The 18,768-nt window shown below is 46.1% G+C and carries 18 protein-coding genes and 1 tRNA gene; 9 read left to right on the top strand and 10 right to left on the bottom strand.

Translation table 11 applies throughout. The annotated features are described in order from the left end of the window. Positions 1-128: 128 nt before the first annotated feature. Together GXP65_RS06630 and GXP65_RS06625 are read right to left on the bottom strand one after the other, a co-directional pair. Complete coding sequence (locus GXP65_RS06630) at positions 129-1,892, bottom strand: GNAT family N-acyltransferase (RefSeq protein ID WP_162092334.1); 1,764 nt, start codon at positions 1,890-1,892, stop codon at positions 129-131. A gap of 141 nt (positions 1,893-2,033) precedes the next feature. After that, the gene (locus GXP65_RS06625; protein WP_012126942.1) at positions 2,034-2,300 is read right to left on the bottom strand and encodes a hypothetical protein; all 267 of its coding nucleotides are present in this window, start codon (positions 2,298-2,300) and stop codon (positions 2,034-2,036) included. Between the two features lie 163 nt (positions 2,301-2,463). Between GXP65_RS06625 and GXP65_RS06620 the strand changes: the two genes are divergently transcribed. Beyond that, positions 2,464-3,183: an SIMPL domain-containing protein gene (locus GXP65_RS06620; RefSeq protein ID WP_005430456.1), complete on the top strand. Its 720-nt coding sequence runs from the start codon at positions 2,464-2,466 to the stop codon at positions 3,181-3,183. A gap of 87 nt (positions 3,184-3,270) precedes the next feature. Here the strand turns inward: GXP65_RS06620 and GXP65_RS06615 are convergent, their stop codons facing one another. Further along, positions 3,271-4,317 carry a DUF4382 domain-containing protein gene (locus GXP65_RS06615; protein ID WP_038890851.1) on the bottom strand — a complete coding sequence of 349 codons (1,047 nt, stop codon included), beginning with the start codon at positions 4,315-4,317 and terminating at the stop codon, positions 3,271-3,273. Positions 4,318-4,632: 315 nt separating this feature from the next. Here GXP65_RS06615 and GXP65_RS06610 point away from each other — a divergent pair, with 315 nt between their 5' ends. Further along, positions 4,633-4,905: a hypothetical protein gene (locus GXP65_RS06610; protein ID WP_047480521.1), complete on the top strand. Its 273-nt coding sequence runs from the start codon at positions 4,633-4,635 to the stop codon at positions 4,903-4,905. Between the two features lie 100 nt (positions 4,906-5,005). On the opposite strand, the gene GXP65_RS06605 is transcribed toward GXP65_RS06610, so the two are convergent. The 5 genes from GXP65_RS06605 to rpsU form a co-directional block, all read right to left on the bottom strand. After that, a tRNA-Ile gene (locus GXP65_RS06605) sits at positions 5,006-5,081 on the bottom strand. Between the two features lie 145 nt (positions 5,082-5,226). Further along, the gene (gene rpoD / locus GXP65_RS06600) at positions 5,227-7,089 is read right to left on the bottom strand and encodes an RNA polymerase sigma factor RpoD (protein WP_045370054.1); all 1,863 of its coding nucleotides are present in this window, start codon (positions 7,087-7,089) and stop codon (positions 5,227-5,229) included. 99 nt (positions 7,090-7,188) lie between these two features. Next, positions 7,189-8,949 carry a DNA primase gene (gene dnaG, locus GXP65_RS06595; RefSeq protein ID WP_005430490.1) on the bottom strand — a complete coding sequence of 587 codons (1,761 nt, stop codon included), beginning with the start codon at positions 8,947-8,949 and terminating at the stop codon, positions 7,189-7,191. A gap of 148 nt (positions 8,950-9,097) precedes the next feature. After that, positions 9,098-9,541 carry a GatB/YqeY domain-containing protein gene (locus GXP65_RS06590; RefSeq protein WP_005430430.1) on the bottom strand — a complete coding sequence of 148 codons (444 nt, stop codon included), beginning with the start codon at positions 9,539-9,541 and terminating at the stop codon, positions 9,098-9,100. Between the two features lie 28 nt (positions 9,542-9,569). Beyond that, positions 9,570-9,785: a 30S ribosomal protein S21 gene (rpsU, locus tag GXP65_RS06585; RefSeq protein ID WP_001145625.1), complete on the bottom strand. Its 216-nt coding sequence runs from the start codon at positions 9,783-9,785 to the stop codon at positions 9,570-9,572. 230 nt (positions 9,786-10,015) lie between these two features. Between rpsU and tsaD the strand changes: the two genes are divergently transcribed. Continuing rightward, the gene (gene tsaD, locus GXP65_RS06580; RefSeq protein WP_038890849.1) at positions 10,016-11,032 is read left to right on the top strand and encodes a tRNA (adenosine(37)-N6)-threonylcarbamoyltransferase complex transferase subunit TsaD; all 1,017 of its coding nucleotides are present in this window, start codon (positions 10,016-10,018) and stop codon (positions 11,030-11,032) included. A gap of 187 nt (positions 11,033-11,219) precedes the next feature. Then, complete coding sequence (locus GXP65_RS06575; RefSeq protein WP_005528785.1) at positions 11,220-12,035, top strand: alpha/beta fold hydrolase; 816 nt, start codon at positions 11,220-11,222, stop codon at positions 12,033-12,035. 37 nt (positions 12,036-12,072) lie between these two features. Here GXP65_RS06575 and plsY read toward each other — a convergent pair whose 3' ends face one another. Continuing rightward, positions 12,073-12,684 carry a glycerol-3-phosphate 1-O-acyltransferase PlsY gene (plsY, locus tag GXP65_RS06570; protein ID WP_005528783.1) on the bottom strand — a complete coding sequence of 204 codons (612 nt, stop codon included), beginning with the start codon at positions 12,682-12,684 and terminating at the stop codon, positions 12,073-12,075. Between the two features lie 265 nt (positions 12,685-12,949). Between plsY and folB the strand changes: the two genes are divergently transcribed. From folB to GXP65_RS06555, 3 genes are read left to right on the top strand one after another with little or no spacing between them, the layout of a single operon-like run. Then, on the top strand, positions 12,950-13,309 hold the full coding sequence (gene folB, locus GXP65_RS06565) for a bifunctional dihydroneopterin aldolase/7,8-dihydroneopterin epimerase (protein WP_162092333.1): 360 nt from the start codon (positions 12,950-12,952) through the stop codon (positions 13,307-13,309). Next, positions 13,306-13,788, top strand: a complete 483-nt coding sequence (folK, locus tag GXP65_RS06560; protein WP_162092332.1) for a 2-amino-4-hydroxy-6-hydroxymethyldihydropteridine diphosphokinase — start codon at positions 13,306-13,308, stop codon at positions 13,786-13,788. Before folB ends, folK begins: the two co-directional genes overlap by 4 nt. Before the next feature lie 15 nt (positions 13,789-13,803). Next, positions 13,804-14,607, top strand: coding sequence for an undecaprenyl-diphosphate phosphatase (locus GXP65_RS06555; protein WP_086369719.1), 804 nt, complete (start codon positions 13,804-13,806; stop codon positions 14,605-14,607). 72 nt (positions 14,608-14,679) lie between these two features. Here GXP65_RS06555 and GXP65_RS06550 read toward each other — a convergent pair whose 3' ends face one another. Further along, positions 14,680-15,900 carry a multifunctional CCA addition/repair protein gene (locus GXP65_RS06550; protein WP_086369718.1) on the bottom strand — a complete coding sequence of 407 codons (1,221 nt, stop codon included), beginning with the start codon at positions 15,898-15,900 and terminating at the stop codon, positions 14,680-14,682. A gap of 376 nt (positions 15,901-16,276) precedes the next feature. Between GXP65_RS06550 and GXP65_RS06545 the strand changes: the two genes are divergently transcribed. Further along, the gene (locus GXP65_RS06545) at positions 16,277-17,902 is read left to right on the top strand and encodes an ExeA family protein (RefSeq protein ID WP_050914527.1); all 1,626 of its coding nucleotides are present in this window, start codon (positions 16,277-16,279) and stop codon (positions 17,900-17,902) included. Further along, positions 17,902-18,618 carry a general secretion pathway protein GspB gene (locus tag GXP65_RS06540; RefSeq protein ID WP_162092331.1) on the top strand — a complete coding sequence of 239 codons (717 nt, stop codon included), beginning with the start codon at positions 17,902-17,904 and terminating at the stop codon, positions 18,616-18,618. Before GXP65_RS06545 ends, GXP65_RS06540 begins: the two co-directional genes overlap by 1 nt. The last annotated feature ends 150 nt before the right edge of the window (positions 18,619-18,768 follow it).

Below are 18,768 nucleotides of genomic sequence, written 5' to 3'. Positions count from 1 at the left end.
AGAATGTATTTATAAAAATCTTTTCGGCGTACTTCACGAAGTGTCCTTATCTCATTGATAGAAAAATAAAAGAGAGTCGCTATTTGGCTCCTCTTATTGGCTCACAACTCTCTTTTTACTGACTGCTTTTACTTATGGTTGCTATTTGCATGATAGGTGAGGTACTCATGAGTTTGCTCGCGTCCCATATACCTCGCCAACGTCTTTTCTTGAACATCGCGTAAATCAACCATGATTAACCCATCTAGAGCATTATTGAACGCAGGATCGACATTAAAGCACACCAGTTTGCCATTGAGGCTTAAGTACTGACGCAGTAAAACTGGCACACCTTTTCCTTCATCGATTCTGGCAATGACGCGTGATAATAGCTGTAAGTCCCCTAATGCGGTGAGCATGCTGGTGTTCCAGTCACGTTGGTGGTCAGGAAGTGGATTAGAGGGCGTGACGTACTCTGCGCCGTTGTTATCGTAATGATGCAGTGTCATTGATTGAGCTAGTAGTTGGCGTGCAGTATCGCTGTAGTCGTTGCTAATGCTCACCGGACCAAATAGGTGTGTGTAATCTGGGTTTTGATGCACGAATGTCGCGATGCCTTTCCACAGCAGTAGTAGCGCGCTCATGCTTTTTTGGTATTGCTGCGCAATCACTGAGCGTCCCATCTCAATGGATTTACCCATTTGGTCAATAAAGCGTTGGTCATAGTTAAACAACGTTCGTGAATACAGACCGACTACGCCGCGCTTTTCAATCAGTTGGTCAACCAGACCTAAACGATACGCGCCCACCAAACACTGGTTTTCTCTGTCCCACACAAACAGATGCAGGTAATCATGATCGAAATGGTCAATGTCTATTGCCAGCCCAGTTCCTTCGCCAACCTGTCGAAAATTGAGCTCACGCAGGCGACCAATTTCATGCAGTAGGGAAGGGATATTCTGCGACTCCGTACAGTAGACATCGAACTCACCACTTGTTAGCAGCTTGGACTCTTTTGGCAAGTTGTTCAGCTCTTCAAGCAATTCGCCTACGGGTAACCCTGCCGCTATTGGAGAGAGCAGTTCTGATGATGAAGAGGGCTTATTTGATTGGGTTTCGCGATTGAGCAAGTAAGTGTTGAGCCGCAAATAGTTCACCACTTGATCATCGCTAAGTGTGTTGAGCTCTTTAAATTTAATCGCTTGGCCAAAAGATAAGTTGATGGTTTGCGCATGTTTGTTCAGCAGCTCTCGACCAAGCATTAGGGTGCGTAGAAGCGGATGGATTTTTCCCGCTATATAAAAACGTTTCGAGTTTTGACCGCTGATGAAGACCGGAACTGTCGTGGCTTTAGTCTTGCGGATAAGGCTACTTAGGCTTCGACTCCAATCCTTATCTTGCAAACGTTGCTGTTTGGCATCGACTAACTGGGACACTTCACCGGCGGGAAAGACAAGCAATAAGCCGCCACTTGCCAGATGTTTATTGGCCGCTCTCAGGGCTTTCATATTGGACTTGACCGCGTCTTTACCTTCAAACACATCGACGCCAATAAAGAGCTTATCTAACTCTGGCACGGTTTTAAGGTATTGATTAGCTAGGATTTGGATATCGTCTCTGACCATCAACAGTAATTCAGCCAAAATCACGCCTTCTACACACCCAAGCGGGTGGTTCGCCACGATGACGGTAGCACCTTGTGTGGGTACTGAGTCTAGTGAACCATGAGCAATGCGATAGTCGATACCTAAGATATCCAGCGTGAAGCGGAGAAAAGTTTTTGTATCGGCATTAACGGGGCGTTGGGCGTAGAACTTATCGAGCTGGTTTAAACCGGTTGCCCATTCAGCAACGTTTTCACCAATGCCAAACGGCGTTTTACGTGGGAGACGAAAAGGGGTCGAACTATCCATATTTACCTCAGCGTAAAAATTGCTGATTGGATAGTAGAAATTACAGATGACAGTTCAGAGGCAAAAACATGAGCCTTTGGTGACAAACCAATGAAGCTTTATTGACCAAAGACTCTGAAATGAATGAGTTTGAGGGACTATTTAAGTTTTATCACCAGCAAACATCAGGATGCTCATGGCGTTGAGAGTCTTACTGATTGATTCTATCGAGCTCAATACCTGCTTGGTTGGCTCGTTTTCAAGTAGCAAGCGTCCATCAAAACCTTTGCCTTCGCAATGTTCTTCGCTGCATGCGAGCTCTTGAGACTCTTCTGACGTTGCATCTTCAATCAGGCTCTCGCTACTTGCAAGGCAAGAGGAAGATACAATCAAGCCACCGAGCATTATCATCAATTTTGTTTTCAACATGAGTATTAGGTTCTTAATAAAACACTGTTCGATTTTATATTGTTGTGCTCACTATTTCGAGCGAAATGACACAAATTTAGCTTCCGGTCGCTATTTTATTGCCATAAGTGAACTATCTTATCGAGATAACAAATTGATCAATTTAATGAAATTAGGAGGGTGAATGGAGCGAATTTCCAATAAGTCGTCAGTGTGGCTTGGGTTGAGCTTGATTATTGGTTTGGGTGTGTTGGGCTTTTTCATTCAACAGACCGCCGTCAAATATAAAGCTTATGAACGGGTCGTGACGGTGAAGGGGTTATCTGAGCGGGAGTACCCAGCGGACACGGTAATTTGGCCAATTCAGTTTACCGTCGCGAGTAATGATATGCCGACGATGTTTGATGAGATTGATCAGCAAACCAAACTAGTGCTCGACTTTCTCGCATCAAAGGGGTTGGATGAGTCCAACTTTTCGTTGTCTTCACCTGCTGTAACAGACCGTAAGGCGCAGCAGTATGGAAACGAACAAGACATTGAGTATCGCTACTTAGCAAACCGCACTGTGACGGTTTATAGCCAGAATATTGATGTTGTTAGAGCAGCCATCAATGAGATAGGTGAGCTAGGTAAACAGGGTGTTTTACTTAACCAAGACCCATATTCAAACCGGGTTGAATATAGCTTTACTAAGCTTAATGACATCAAGCCAGATATGATTGAGGAAGCGACCAAGAACGCTCGAGAAGTGGCAGAGAAGTTCGCCAAAGATTCACAAAGCTCACTCGGTAAAATCAAGCGTGCAACACAGGGACAGTTCTCCATTTTCGATCGTGATAGTAATACGCCTTACATTAAGAAAGTACGCGTTGTTTCAACCGTTCAGTATTATTTGTCGGATTAACGATGTCTTTGTGTATTTTTGAAGGATAAGTAAAAACCGCTCAAATGAGCGGTTTTTTTCGGCCTTGTATTTTACAAGGTAGGTACTTTACAAGATAGGTTCAATATCCTGCTCGGTGTGCTCACCCTCTACAACTTCCACTGGCGTGTAGTGTTGATAAATCAGGAAGCCATCTTCTGAGGTTTCATGTGTATTTGGATCGTCGATGTAAGCCGTACAAGTGTAGCCAAGCGTGTAAGTACCTGGGCCAACAAAGCCAAACTCGTAGTCGTAAGTTGTGTTGCCTTCTTCATCAACTGACTCATTGACGTTTGCGGCCGCAACCGGTGTATTAAATGGCTCTGGAGCGCCCATGTCGCCCATGGTAGAGCGATCCATTGCGCCTGCGTAAAGGTACACGGCGTGTACTGGAGGCACATCGTTAATTGCATTCCATGCGGCGCTGTCTGCCTCACAAGCTTGATACTGAACTTCACTAACTTGACCACCAATATGGCCTGCTTCTGAAGCATTGACTAGGCTTACGGCATTTGAATTCATGTTCATGTAATCAAGGCCAACAGGGTCTGCAAGGCCGTTACGTAAATCAAACTCCACCACGTAGCTGTTGTGGCCGACATTAATTTTTACATACTCGCCCTTACCAGAGAATTTAAGGCGACCTTGATCACTGGTATCTGGTTTAAACCCAAAGCAGCTGCCACGGCTTGGTACGACTAAGCCTTTCACAGAACCATCGGTTTTCTCTACATAAGATAGAGTCGTGTCGTTCAACTGTCTGCCGTCTTTTGCGTAGACACACATTGCGTAGTCACCCGGTGGGATATCTTGTTCACTGATGATGGTTTCTGCGTTGCTGCCTTGGTACTGCATCAAATCAACTTGATTCAGTTCGCCGTCGTCGCTGGCATCTAACAGGATATGTTCACCTGTTTGCTGACCCGTTTCAGGATCGAAAGGAACGAGCACAACATCTTTGAAGGCTAAAACGACTTTGTTGGCATCATCCACGGGTGCGTCAGAAACACTGAGAGAAAAAGTTGCTGCATCTGGGGATGATGAATCGTCACTACCACAGCCAACCAGTAACAGTCCGCCGGAGAGTGCAAGGATAGGGTAAGTGTAATTTTTCATAGCTTCCTACTGCTTTTTAAATGAGATCATTCAAAGTTTAGTTTCAGTCTTGAGAAACCATGTCAAGAAAGAGTCTTTAGTGAGTGAATTAATAATAGTAGTAGTGGTCAATCACCTTTATGTGTGGGTATAGAAATTAAGGGGTATTGAGCATATTGATTGAATGCTAGATCAGTGGCTTTACCTGCTATGCAAGTAATTTTTTATAAAACTAAGTTCTTATTTGTTTGGCGCTGAAGTTGATAAAAGTCAATTCAGATAAGGAGTGAGAGGCGTAGCTTTGACCGCACTGGTTAGCTAGAAGGAATTACTAGAATGGCATTTAAACATTACCTCAGAGAGTTACTGGGTTTGGCTATCGTAGTCTCTGTGGTGTTCGGGGCTTTGAGCATCTTATTGGATTTCTGCGCCCTTGCGGCACTGTGCGAGCATCAAGAAGACATCGCACACATCTTCTTCCATGAGTCGTTTTACTTCGTCGCATTTCTTGTCCCACCTTATTTCTTATGGAAAGTGATTAATCGCCCAGACCTCGTGGCGGCAACAGAAGAGTACCAAGCCAATAAGCTGGAGCTAGAGCGCTCGTAGGAAGAAGAGTAAGGTTTGACGTGACGGGGGAGACTGGATGGAATCTCTATCTTCCAGATACAACAAAGGCTCGTAGATTTCTCTACGAGCCTTCTGAATTTGGTGGCCCCTCCCAGACTTGAACTGGGGACCAATCGATTATGAGTCGACTGCTCTAACCACTGAGCTAAGGGGCCTTAATAGGTCAACGATTATAGGGGAAGCATTACGAGGTGTCTAGCCACTAGGTAGGGCAATTGCGCTTAGTTTTTATTCACTTAGCTTCACAGATAATAAAAAAGGTGACACTCGGTCACCTTTTTTCGTTTTTAATCGCTGCGATTACTCGTCTAGGAAGCTGCGCAGTGTTTCTGAGCGGCTTGGGTGACGAAGTTTACGTAGTGCTTTCGCTTCGATCTGACGGATACGTTCACGAGTAACGTCGAACTGCTTACCAACTTCTTCTAGAGTGTGGTCAGTGTTCATGTCGATACCAAAGCGCATACGAAGTACTTTTGCTTCACGTGGCGTTAGACCTGCAAGTACGTCTTTCGTTGCCATTTTCAGGCTCGTTGCCGTAGCAGAATCTAGCGGTAGTTCTAGCGTAGTATCTTCGATGAAATCACCTAGATGCGAATCTTCGTCGTCACCAATTGGTGTCTCCATAGAGATTGGCTCTTTAGCGATTTTCAGTACTTTACGAATCTTGTCTTCTGGCATTTGCATACGCTCTGCCAGTTCTTCCGGTAATGGCTCACGACCCATCTCTTGCAGCATTTGACGAGAGATACGGTTTAGCTTGTTGATCGTTTCGATCATGTGTACCGGGATACGAATCGTACGTGCTTGGTCCGCGATTGAACGAGTGATTGCCTGACGGATCCACCACGTTGCGTAAGTCGAGAACTTGTAACCACGACGGTATTCGAACTTATCTACCGCTTTCATCAGACCGATGTTACCTTCTTGGATTAGATCCAAGAACTGTAGACCACGGTTGGTGTATTTCTTCGCGATAGAAATTACTAGACGTAAGTTCGCTTCAACCATCTCTTTCTTCGCACGGCGAGCTTTTGCTTCACCGATAGACATGCGACGGCTGATGTCTTTAATGTTTTGAACGTTTAGAGAAGTCTCTTCTTCAATCATTTTTAGTTTAGCGATTGAACGACGGATTTCTTCTTCGTTACGTTTGATCTTTTCAGCGTATGGCTTGTCAGATGCTAGGATCTCATCTAGCCATGCTTCGCTTGATTCGTTGCCTGTGAACAGCGCGATGAATGATTTCTTCGGCATTTTGCCGTATTCAACTGCAGACTTCATGATCAGACGTTCTTGAGTACGAACGCGATCCATTGCTGTACGCAGTTCATTCACTAGGTGATCGAACTGTTTTGGCGTTAGACGGAATTCTTTGAATACGTCTAGCATCAACTCGTTAGCTACGGTCGCTTTAGGACTCTCGTAACCGTGTTCGTTGATTGCAAGCTGAAGGTTTTGGTACGTGCTGCGTAGCTGGTTGAATTTCTCAAGCGCTAGCTCTGGGTCGATACCAACATCTTCTTCAGATTCATCTGAATCGTCATCGCTTTCTTCGTCGTCATCAACGTCTTCTTCATCTTCTTCTTCTAGCTGAGATTCAGTCAGCTCAGAACCGATGTGCGTTGCTGTTGGTGCAGCTGTATCGTCTGCATCAGGGTCAACAAATCCAGAGATTAGGTCTGTTAGACGAAGTTCTTCTGCTTGAACTTTATCAAACTGCTCAAGAATGTATGGGATAGTGCCAGGGTATTCAGCAACAGACGATTGAACTTGGTTAATACCTTCTTCAATACGTTTTGCGATGTCGATTTCGCCTTCGCGAGTCAGCAGCTCCACAGTACCCATTTCACGCATGTACATGCGCACTGGGTCTGTTGTACGACCAATTTCACTTTCTACGCTAGAAAGTGCTGCTGCTGCAGCTTCAGCTGCATCTTCATCGGTAATGTTTGTGTCATCGTTCAGCGCTAGATCATCGGCATCAGGAGCAGTTTCTACTACCTTGATACCCATGTCGTTGATCATCTGAATGATGTCTTCTACCTGTTCTGAATCTACGATTTCAGCAGGTAGGTGGTCATTTACTTCGGCGTAGGTCAGATAGCCTTGTTCCTTGCCTTTAATAACAAGTAACTTTAGCTGTGACTGCGGATTTTGATCCATAGACGGTATCCAACTTCGTAATCTGGTGAAGGAATCAGTATGCGAAATGCAAACCACTTACTATAACAAATTAAATTGTTGCTGACTAATTAAACAGGGTTACGCTTTTAAATCTAGCATCAAAGCTAGCAGCTCCCTTTTCTCTTCGGCTGATAAACCGACACTTCTTGCTTTGGCCTGCAGGTTTTCAATTTGCTTTTCTACGCACTGGGCAATAATTTTATCCAGTGAGTCTAAAAATATTTCTTCTTGGTTGTCTTCATCGAGGGGAATGTCCCAGCTCGCTAGACGAGACAGAAGGGTCTCATTTTGGCTATTTCGCCAATGCTCTAATAATTGGCCTGTGTTTATATGGGGATGTGCCTGGCATTTATCAAGTACATCAACAAATAAACTTAGTCCCGGTATTGATAATTCTCTTACCGAAGACAAATCAGGTACCATTTGAGCATAGCTCGGATTTTGAATAAGTAGAGCGATTACCTCGCGCATCGGAGTTCGTTTGATCTCTTTGTGCGGCTGAGGTCGAGTTTCACTCGTCTTTTTACGCGGTTGGCGTAAGCGGTTATCAAAGCCCGTGCGTTCATCAAGCAGCTTTTCGAGTAATTCCTGAAAGTAGGGATCAGGTATCTTGTCGATCAACGCACTCGCGTAGGCGCGTAGTGCGGATTTACCTTCATTGTTGCCCAAGTTGATTTGGTGCAATTCAATCAAGTTATCAAACAGATAGCTCGAAAGCGGCGTCGCTTGTTCAATTTGTTGTTCGAAGGCTTGTTTGCCATATTTACGAACGTAGCTGTCTGGATCTTCGCCATCAGGTAAGAATAAGAACTTCAGCGTGTTACCCGTTTTTAGGTACTGAAGCGCATTCTCGAGCGCGCGCCATGCGGCTTCTTTACCTGCGCGGTCACCATCGTAACAACACACTACCGTGTTGGTTTGACGGAACAGCATTTGAATATGGTCACCCGTGGTGGATGTGCCCAATGATGCGACAGAGTAATCTACGCCATATTGCGCTAAAGCCACCACATCCATATAGCCTTCAACGACCAAAACTCGTGGCGGTTCACGATATGCCTGCAAAACTTCATAAAGGCCGTAAAGTTCTTTACCTTTATGGAAGATAGGCGTCTCTGGTGAGTTGAGGTATTTCGGTGTGCCATCACCAAGTACACGGCCACCAAAGCCGATGACTCGACCACGACGGTCACGAATCGGGAACATGATACGACCACGGAAGCGGTCATAGCGGTTGCCTTTATCGTTTTCAATCAACATGCCACCAGTTACCAGCATGTCTTGGTTGTCTTTATTCTGGCCGAAGTTTTTACGGACTAAGTCCCATTCATCAGCCACATAGCCGATGCCAAACTTCTGTACGATTTCGCCAGATAGACCGCGATCTTTCAGGTACTCAATCGCCACTTTACTTGCTGGCTGTTTGAGTTGGTTACGATAGAACTGAGCAATGCTGCCCATCAAATCGTACAGATTGCGTTTTTCACTGCTGCTTGCTTGAGGACCAGAATTAAACTGTCCACCGCCGCCACTGCGTTGTTCACGCGGTACATCCAAACCGAGGTAAGACGCCAGTTCTTCAATGGCCTCGACAAACTCTAACCGTTCGAACTCCATGATGAAGTCGATGGCATTGCCGTGAACGCCGCAACCAAAACAGTGGTAAAACTGTTTCTCTTGGCTGACGCTGAATGAAGGGGTCTTTTCGTTATGGAAAGGGCAGCAAGCACCGTAGTTTTTGCCTTTTTTCTTAAGTTTCACGCGTGCGTCGATGATATCGACAATATCGAGTCGAGCTAGGAGGTCATCAATAAAACTGCGAGGGATGTGTCCAGCCATAAAACCTAACAAAAAAAGAAAATCATGATTGGTGTGAATGGGTTACAAAGAAAAGCATATGTGAGGCTTTTTGTTATTCCATTCTGCCAGATACAAACAAGCCGTGCGTTCCAAAGGATAGCACGGCTTGCTGCAATTGGGTGGGGTATTAAGCCAATTTAGCGCGAACTAAACCGCTCACTTTACCCATATCTGCACGCCCTTGAATTTGCGGTTTCAGAACGCCCATTACTTTGCCCATGTCTTGCATGCCAGCTGCGCCAGATTCAGCAATTGCGTTCTCGATAAGAGCAGCAACTTCTTCGTCTGTCAGTGGTTGAGGCATAAAGTCCTCAAGAACGGTAATTTCAGCTTGTTCCGCATCAGCAAGATCTTGACGACCTGCTGCTTCAAATTGCGATACAGAGTCGCGACGTTGTTTAACCATCTTGGTCAGTACAGCAAGGATGTCGTCATCGCCCAGAGTAATCTGTTCGTCAACTTCACGCTGCTTAACTGCTGATAGAGCTAAACGAATAGTACCAAGGCGCAATTTGTCCTTGGCTTTCATCGCTAATTTTTGCTCTTCTTTGAGTTTATCAATCAGAGCCATAACTAAATTCCTTTCCGGAGCTCAGTTATTAGTACAGGCGAACGCGACGAGCGTTTTCGCGAGCTAGCTTCTTAGCGTGACGCTTTTGAGCTGCTGCTTTAGCGCGTTTGCGAACTGTAGTTGGTTTTTCGTAGTGCTCACGACGACGCACTTCAGAAAGGATACCTGCTTTTTCGCAAGAGCGCTTGAAACGACGTAGAGCAACGTCGAACGGTTCGTTTTCACGTACTTTAACTACTGGCATATGCCTTTCACCTCAGGGGTTATTCGTTAACGCTGGAATTTAATGAACCAAATCACAATTGTTTGGTCAGTTACCAGCTTGATCAAAAATGGTGCGGAATTTTAATCCGATCAACACAGCTTTGTAAAGCCTTTTATCGCTTATTGTCTGTACAAAATTTGTTTGAAGCACCAAGGCAGGGTAATATGACGCCCAAATTTCCTCTATACAGAAAGCATACTGAGAAAACCATGCGCATTATTGGTATTGAAACCTCTTGTGACGAGACAGGCATCGCGATTTATGACGATGAAAAAGGTCTGCTATCACACAAGCTTTACAGCCAAGTAAAACTTCACGCAGATTACGGCGGCGTGGTGCCTGAGTTGGCTTCACGTGACCATGTTAAGAAAACCATCCCTCTTATTAAAGAGGCACTGAAAGAAGCAAATCTGACTTCTAAAGACATTGACGGTGTAGCATACACGGCAGGTCCAGGTTTGGTGGGCGCACTCCTTGTTGGTGCTACCATCGGTCGCAGTATTGCTTACGCTTGGGGTGTACCAGCGGTGCCTGTTCACCATATGGAAGGTCACCTACTGGCGCCTATGCTAGAAGATAACCCACCACCGTTCCCATTTGTGGCGGTATTGGTATCGGGTGGTCACTCAATGATGGTGGAAGTAAAAGGCATCGGCGAGTACAAAATCCTAGGCGAATCAATTGACGATGCGGCGGGTGAGGCATTCGATAAGACGGCGAAGCTAATGGGCTTAGATTACCCAGGTGGTCCGCTGCTTTCTAAGCTGGCTGAAAAAGGCACGCCGGGTCGCTTTAAGTTCCCGCGTCCAATGACGAATGTACCAGGCTTGGACATGAGTTTCTCTGGTCTAAAAACCTTTACGGCTAACACGATTGCTGCCAACGGTGATGATGAGCAAACACGTGCTGATATCGCTTTAGCATTCGAAGAAGCGGTATGTGCTACGCTGGCTATCAAATGTAAGCGCGCACTTGAACAAACGGGTATGAAACGCATTGTTATTGCTGGTGGTGTAAGTGCGAACCGTCGTCTGCGTGCAGAGCTTGAGAAGCTGGCGAAGAAAGTTGGCGGCGAAGTTTACTACCCACGCACTGAATTTTGTACCGATAACGGTGCGATGATCGCTTACGCAGGTATGCAACGTTTGAAGAACGGTGAAGTGGCTGATATGTCGGTTGAAGCGCGCCCACGTTGGCCGATCGATCAACTAACACCAATCGCGTAATCAAACTTTCGCTGAAGGTTTGAAATAGATTTACGAAGATAAAGGTCTCTGCTCATCAGAGGCCTTTATTTTTAGATATCTAATTGAAAGGCTTTGTGTAATTGATGGTAAGAGCCTGACTGATGCGAGCAGTTTTATATCGTTTCAGTGATAGGATGGTTCTCAAAAATAATAGATGGATATAACAATGAACAAGTTTGAAATTGAAGGCCAGCAACTTGCTTACTTAGATAAGGGTGAAGGCCCTGTGCTTCTGTTTGGTCACAGCTACCTTTGGGATTGCCAAATGTGGGCACCACAAATTGAAGTGTTGAGCCAATCTTACCGCTGTATCGTGCCAGACCTTTGGGCACACGGTGAGTCGGATGCTGCACCCGCTTCAACACGATCTTTGGTGGATTACGCACAGCACATGTTGGCGTTGATGGATCATCTGGAGATCGAGCAGTTCTCTATTGTTGGCTTGTCTGTCGGCGGTATGTGGGGGGCTGAGCTGACTTCTCAAGCGCCTCAACGTGTGAAGTCATTGGTTCTGATGGATACATTCATCGGTCTAGAACCTGAAGTGACGCATAAAAAGTATTTCGCAATGTTAGATACCATCAGCCAAGTGCAAGCTGTTCCGGCACCGATTGTTGAAGCTGTAACGCCGCTATTCTTTGCTAATAATGCAGAGCAAGTGAATCCGGTATTGGTTGCATCATTCAAGCAAAGCCTTGAAGCATTGCAAGGTGAGCGTGCAGCCGAAGTCGCCCGTGTTGGTCGTATGGTGTTTGGCCGCCGTGATGTGATTGAAGATTCTGAAATGTTTGCATTGCCAACGTTGATTGCGGTTGGTCGTGAGGATAAGCCACGTCCAGTATTTGAATCTTACTTAATGAATGACTGTATTACTGGCAGTGAGTTGGTGGAGATCCCTGAAGCAGGCCACATTAGTTCGCTAGAGCAGCCAGAGTTCGTCAATCAAATGCTGTTAGACTTTCTAAACAAAGTGCACGCATAGTTCTGCGTTCGAAAGCTTAAAACTAAAAAACTCGGCATCAAGCCGAGTTTTTTTCTATCAGTTTCTTTTCGCCAATTTTAGGCTCTTCGCCAGACAATAAACGGCGGATATTTTGGTGATGCTTAAATACAATCAAGCAGCACAGCATAGCAACGGGCAGAGTGTATTGGGGTTTGAACATCCACGTATAAAACGGGGTAACTAAGACCGTCACTAATGCAGCCAAAGAAGAGTAGCGAAATAGCACCGCGACCGACAACCAAGTCAGCATCACCAACCCTGTTAAATCCAAACCGATAGGGGCAATTGCGCCAAGTGCCGTTGCTACACCTTTTCCACCTTTAAAATGGAAGAAGATCGGATACATATGACCAAGACAGGCTGCAATAGCGATGACGCCAAGGATGATAGGGTCGATACCAAGGAAGTAACCGCCCCAAACCGGTATGGTGCCTTTGAGCATATCGCAGAGCAATACTGCGACCGCCGCGCCTTTTCCGCCAATGCGTAACACATTGGTTGCACCCGGGTTATTGGACCCCACTTTACGCGGGTCTGGCAACCTTAACAAACGACAAATCAGCACCGCACTGGAGATCGAACCCAGCAAATAGGCGGCCATTGTCATTATCAGTGCCAGTGCGTCCATAGAAGTCCTTGATGGATTGGAATTTAATGCTCAGTTCCTGAGTAGTTGCTATCATACCGCGATTCGGCGGTGAGCAAAAATACTCTCTGCGATAGAGCTTGCATTATGGGATTTCTTGTATATAAAGAGTCTTCGCAGTTTATACCCAAGTGACTTTTACCGCCAATTGACGCGCTTAAAGGTCTCTATAGGTTACTTGGGTATAGAATAGTACGATCAAATTGCCCAAATCGGGTATCCGACCTCTGAAATAGAAGGACATAAGATGGCTCTGGATAAAGTTTTTATTGAACAGCTAGAAGTAATCACCACCATCGGCGTTTACGATTGGGAACAGCAAATTAAGCAGAAGCTGGTTCTGGATATCGAAATGGCGCACGACAACAAGCCGGCGGGTAAGAGTGATGATGTTCAAGACGCGTTGGATTACTCACAAGTGAGCGAAGCGGTGTTAAACCACATCGAAAATGGTCGCTTTTTGTTGGTTGAACGCGTTGCAGAAGAAGTTGCAGAGCTTGTCATGCAGCGCTTCTCTGTGCCTTGGGTCAAAATTCGCTTAGCGAAACCAGGTGCGGTTCCTCAAGCACGCGCGGTGGGCGTTGTGATTGAGCGAGGCCAAGTATGATCAAAACGTATATCGGCGTAGGCACCAACATTAAAAGAGAGCACCACGCACTTGTGGCTTATCAAGAGCTGCAAAAGCTTGGCTGTGATCTGTGTGTTTCGCCGATATATGAATGCGAGCCTATTGGCTTTAGCAGTCAAAATTTCTACAACTTCGTGATTAGTTTCTTCACGGAGTTGTCACTCGAAGAGTTGAGTCACCGCTTACGCGAGATTGAATTTCAGTGGGGGCGTGAAGAAAACGCGCAAAAGTATCAGGATCGAACCTTAGATCTCGATATAGTCTTGTTCGGTGAGTGCATTTCGCAGCAAAAACCTGAGCTACCTCGCAGTGATATCTACAAATATCCTTTTGTAACAAAGCCCCTGTATGATCTCGAACCTCAATTGGTGATCCCCGGCGATGGCAGAACAATCGCAGATATTTGGCAGGCGATGCAGCCCGTCGATTCACTCAAACCAGTTTCCTTTTCACTTTAATCTTGAGTTGTTTACATGAGTTACTTTGAAGCCTTTATTCTGGCTCTGATTCAGGGTCTGACAGAGTTTTTGCCAATTTCCAGCTCTGCTCACTTGATCCTGCCTTCAGCCATTCTTGGTTGGGAAGACCAAGGCTTGGCATTTGATGTTGCCGTTCACGTTGGTACGCTAATGGCAGTGGTGATCTATTTCCGTCAAGAAGTGATCACGCTTTTCCAAGCACTGTTCGCCTCGATCTTTAAAGGTGATCGCAGCAAAGAAGCTAAACTGGCGTGGATGATCGTGATTGCAACGATCCCAGCGTGTGTATTTGGCCTACTGATGAAAGACATCATCGAAGTTTACCTGCGCAGTGCTTACGTGATCGCAACCACGACGATCATCTTTGGTCTGCTGCTTTGGTGGGTAGATAAGAATGCAGAGCTAGTGGCGGATGAGTACCAAACTGGCTGGAAGAAAGCCTTGTTCATTGGTATTGCTCAAGCGTTGGCGATGATTCCTGGTACGTCACGCTCAGGTGCAACCATTACTGCTGCACTTTACCTAGGCTTCACTCGTGAAGCGGCCGCGCGTTTCTCATTCCTAATGTCTATCCCAATCATTACTTTAGCGGGTGGCTACCTAGGTATGAAGTTGGTGACAAGTGGTGAACCAGTACACATTGGCTTCCTGCTAACGGGTATTGTGACGTCATTTGTCAGTGCCTACATCTGTATTCACTTCTTCTTGAAGATGATTTCACGTATGGGTATGACACCATTCGTAATTTACCGTTTGATTCTAGGTTTTGGCCTGTTTGCTTTCTTGCTAATGGCTTAAACCCAATCCGAATGAAAACGCCCGCTTGGTTAAGCGGGCGTTTTTGTTTGTCTCTCTTTTCTTTTGAGTCGCTTACTTACCTAATGCGACTTTAACCGCTTCTGCACGACGTTTCTCTTGTTCATCACGAATTGCAGAGCCTTTGAAACCGTCTTTGATAATGGCTTGCACATCAACCGATGCCGCGGCTTGATAAGCGCGCATAAACAGTTCTGCTTGCGGGTACGGTTGGTCTTCTAGCCCCTTGCGGCCAGCATGATCGGCTTGGCAGCAAATTAAGATATCTTGCAGACGCTCAGCCTTGCGCCACACATCAAACTTGTTGAGGATCTTGATGATGGTTTGTGGTTTAAGCTCGGCTGCTCGATGGATGTTAGAGTGTTGCTCGCACACCATTAATGCCAAGTCGCGGAACTCATTTGGCACTCGTACGCGATCGCACAGCTTCTTGATAAGCTTTAAACCTGTGTGGCAATGCATTTTATGACTTGGCCATTCGCTTTCTGGCGTTACACCTTTACCCAAATCATGCACTTGCGCTGCAAAGCGTACTGGCATTGAATCGCTGAGCTTCGCAGCTTGCTGCGCGACCATTAAGGTGTGGATGCCCGTATCGATCTCTGGATGCCATTTCTCTGGCTGAGGTACACCAAACAGCGCATCAATTTCTGGCAAGACAACGCTTAATGCACCGCAGTCTCTGAGAACAGATAAGAACACATCAGGGCGAGAGGTCGAAAGTGACTTGTGCCATTCTTGCCAAACACGCTCCGGTGTCAGCGTACTTAGCTCGCCGGATTCAGCCATATCGTGCATTAGCTGCATGGTTTCTTCTGCCACACTAAAACCTAAGTGGGCTAACTTTGCCGCGAAGCGCGCAACACGCAGAACGCGAAGTGGGTCTTCAACAAACGCATCGGATACATGTCGCAGCACTTTCTTTTGCAGATCGCTTTGGCCACCATAAGGGTCGTAGAGGTTGCCGTCGTCATCCATTGCCATCGCGTTAATGGTTAAATCACGGCGAATTAGGTCTTCTTCAAGTGTCACGCTTTGGTCAAAGAAACATTCAAAGCCGGTGTAACCCTCACCAGACTTTCTTTCGGTTCGTGCAAGGGCATGTTCTTCTTTGCTTTTCGGGTGCAGGAAGACTGGGAAGTCTTTTCCTACAGCCGTGTAGCCTTGGCTGAGCATGATTTCTGGAGTAGCACCAACCACCACCCAGTCTCTGTCATAAATATCAATACCGAGCAAATGATCTCGAACTGCACCGCCGACTAAATAAACTTGCACGAATAACCTCTTAATTTATTGATATGACGTTGGACATTGTAGCAAGCAATGGTAACTTGCCCATATCCCCAAGTCACCTCAATGTAAGGTGTCCAAAGTTTTCTCCTCAATCAGAGAAAATATAGTCGCTCGCCTAGAGAGAGGAAAAGCTCTCTGGAGCAGGTTTGTTTGGCTAGATGACTTTGTTGCGATGGTGAGTTCAGCTTCTGAAACGCAAAATTGCTGCTGCGTCTTTTAACCAAACCATTCCTGTTGAAACTCGAATTTTGCAGCCACTAAGGGATAAAAAAGAACTAAAATGAAGACTTAGGGTCTTTTTTAGGTCTATTAAGGAATGTCCCGACTTGATTGCGGGTGGGTTTTAGCTGGAGATCCTATGTATAAGGACTTTTTCGGGTTTGTTGAACTGCCATTTTCTATTGTTCCAAACTCGCGTTATCTGTATCTGAGCCAACGTCATAAGGAGGCGATCACACATCTCCAAGCAGGGTTAGGTGATGGTGGTGGTTTTGCCATGCTAACTGGCGAGGTGGGGACAGGTAAAACCACGGTCGCAAAAGCCATGCTGGCGAATTTGGATGAGAACACCAAAGCTGGGTTGATTCTAAACCCAACGTTTTCGAGTCGAGATCTGCTCGAAGCCATCTGTGACGAATTCAAAGTCACTTATCCTCAAGATGCGACACTCAAACAGCTTAACCAAGCGATTCATGATTACCTGCTGCGCAATCATAAATCGGGTTGGACAACCCTGTTGGTGATTGATGAAGCTCAGCACTTGGCAGCCGATGTGCTTGAGCAATTACGCCTGTTAACTAACTTAGAAACGGATACACGTAAGCTGCTCAAAGTATTGTTGGTTGGTCAGCCAGAATTACAGCGTTTGTTGCAAACCACACAACTGCGTCAGCTTGCTCAGCGTATTACCGGCCGTTACCACTTACTGCCACTGGATGACAAAGAAACCGCAGACTACATCACTTTCCGTTTGCATACTGCTGGTGGTGATAAACAGTTGTTTGACCGCAGTTCGACTAAGTTGATTGCCAAATACAGCCACGGTATTCCGCGCTTGATTAACCTGATTTGTGATAAATCACTGAACATGAGTTATCACAAAGGCAATGTGACGGTGGATAAACAAACCGTGCATCAAGCGTGTGAAGAGGTGATGCAGTTCCAAGCCGAGATTTACCAACAAGACAAACCTGTTCGTCGCAGTTTTGAATGGCCGACTTGGGGCTCGGCAGCAATCGGTGTTTGTGCCGCTGTTGGTATTGGTTGGGCTGTGATGCAACAAATGCCTTTAAAGCCGACCGCAAGCACTCAGCCAGTTCAGGTCGCTCAAGTAATGGCACCACAAGCCGTTGCGCCTGTGGTTAATGATCAATTGACGAATGAACAGCGCAATATGCTGCTAGAGCAGACTCAGTCGAATCTAGCGGTGAACGAGCTTTACAAGCTATGGGGGTATCGAGCTTCGGTACGTGACAACTTGTGTTTATCGGAGCCTCAATCGACCATGCGTTGTGAACGTAAAATGGCGACATGGCCATTGCTGGTTCAACAAAACCGTCCGGTGATTTTAGAGCTCAACTACCAAGGCCAAGTGGGCTATGTGATCCTTTACGCGATTGGTGACAACAAAGTCGAAGTACTCAACGGTAGCCAACGTCTTCGTTTGCCTGTGTCATGGATCAAGCCGCTGTGGCAAGGCAACATCATCGAACTTTGGCAAGCTCCGCTTAAAGATACTCTGCGCTTAGATATGGAAGGACCTGCGATTGACGTGCTTGACCAGTTATTAGCACAAGCCGTGAACGAGCAACCGCTTGGCAGTGACATTTACGATGGCGCACTGAAAGAGCGAGTCGAGTTGTTCCAGCGTTGGCAAGGAATCGGTGTTGATGGTATTGCAGGTAAACACACCTTAGAACGTTTGCAGCAGAGCGTTCAAATTGATGCTCCACAGCTAAAACAGATAAATGAGGAGGACGCATAATGTCAGTCATGAAGCATGTTGGACTCTTCCTGTTACCAATCAGTGTTACTGCAGTTGGGGCAGCTTGGTACTTGGATCTGTTTGCTCAAGAGGCACCTGAATCCGTGGTCGTAGAGAAAGCACAAGCGAAGCCAGTAATGCCAATGGTGAAAGCAAAATTTGAAAGTTTGAGTTATCCAGACGAACCACAATTGGCGCAGTTGGAACGAGATTGGCCTACCGCGGAGCTATCGCAAGATTACGGTACTTTTGTCGATCAAAACTATGCGGCTAACAACGCAATTCCTGGGGAGCAGGATCTTTTAGAACCTTCACAACAAACGGTGAAAACCAGCCCGAGCATGCAGAGTCATGATGACCTTGGTTTATCGCTCGATGATCTCGATTTGTCCTCGTTGTCGCCAGATTTGGCGCTGAAAGTTGAAAGTGCTTTATCAAACAATGATCAACCGTCACTGAATAGCTCTTCATCTGTTGGTGATCTGGAGCGTGAAGCTCGCCAGTGGCATGGTCGCTTGCCAGCACTGAACTTACAGACGCACATGTATTCAAGTGATGCAAACCGTCGTTGGGTGAAGATCAACAACGTCGAGTACCATCAAGGTGATGTGGTTGATGGACAAGTCACGCTAAAAGAGATCCAACCGCAAGCAGTGATCGTCGAATTCCAAGGGGAACAAATCCGCATACCTGCGCTGTATGAGTGGAAAGGGTAATAATCCCGCTTGATTCTATTCCAAATCCAATTAGCCAGTGAGCTTTTGCCGCTGGCTTTTTTGTAGCACCAACTTGGATTGGCTTATCGATTCTCATGATGCCAACGGGGTGTTCAAAGAAACAAAATATACCTTATGACTGTCGTTTAA

It is taken from the genome of Vibrio sp. LB10LO1, from assembly GCF_010092875.1.
GTDB classification, from domain to species: Bacteria; Pseudomonadota; Gammaproteobacteria; order Enterobacterales; family Vibrionaceae; genus Vibrio; species Vibrio campbellii.
The sequence above is the reverse complement of the archived record's forward strand: the minus strand, read 5'-3'. Positions and strand labels throughout refer to the sequence as shown.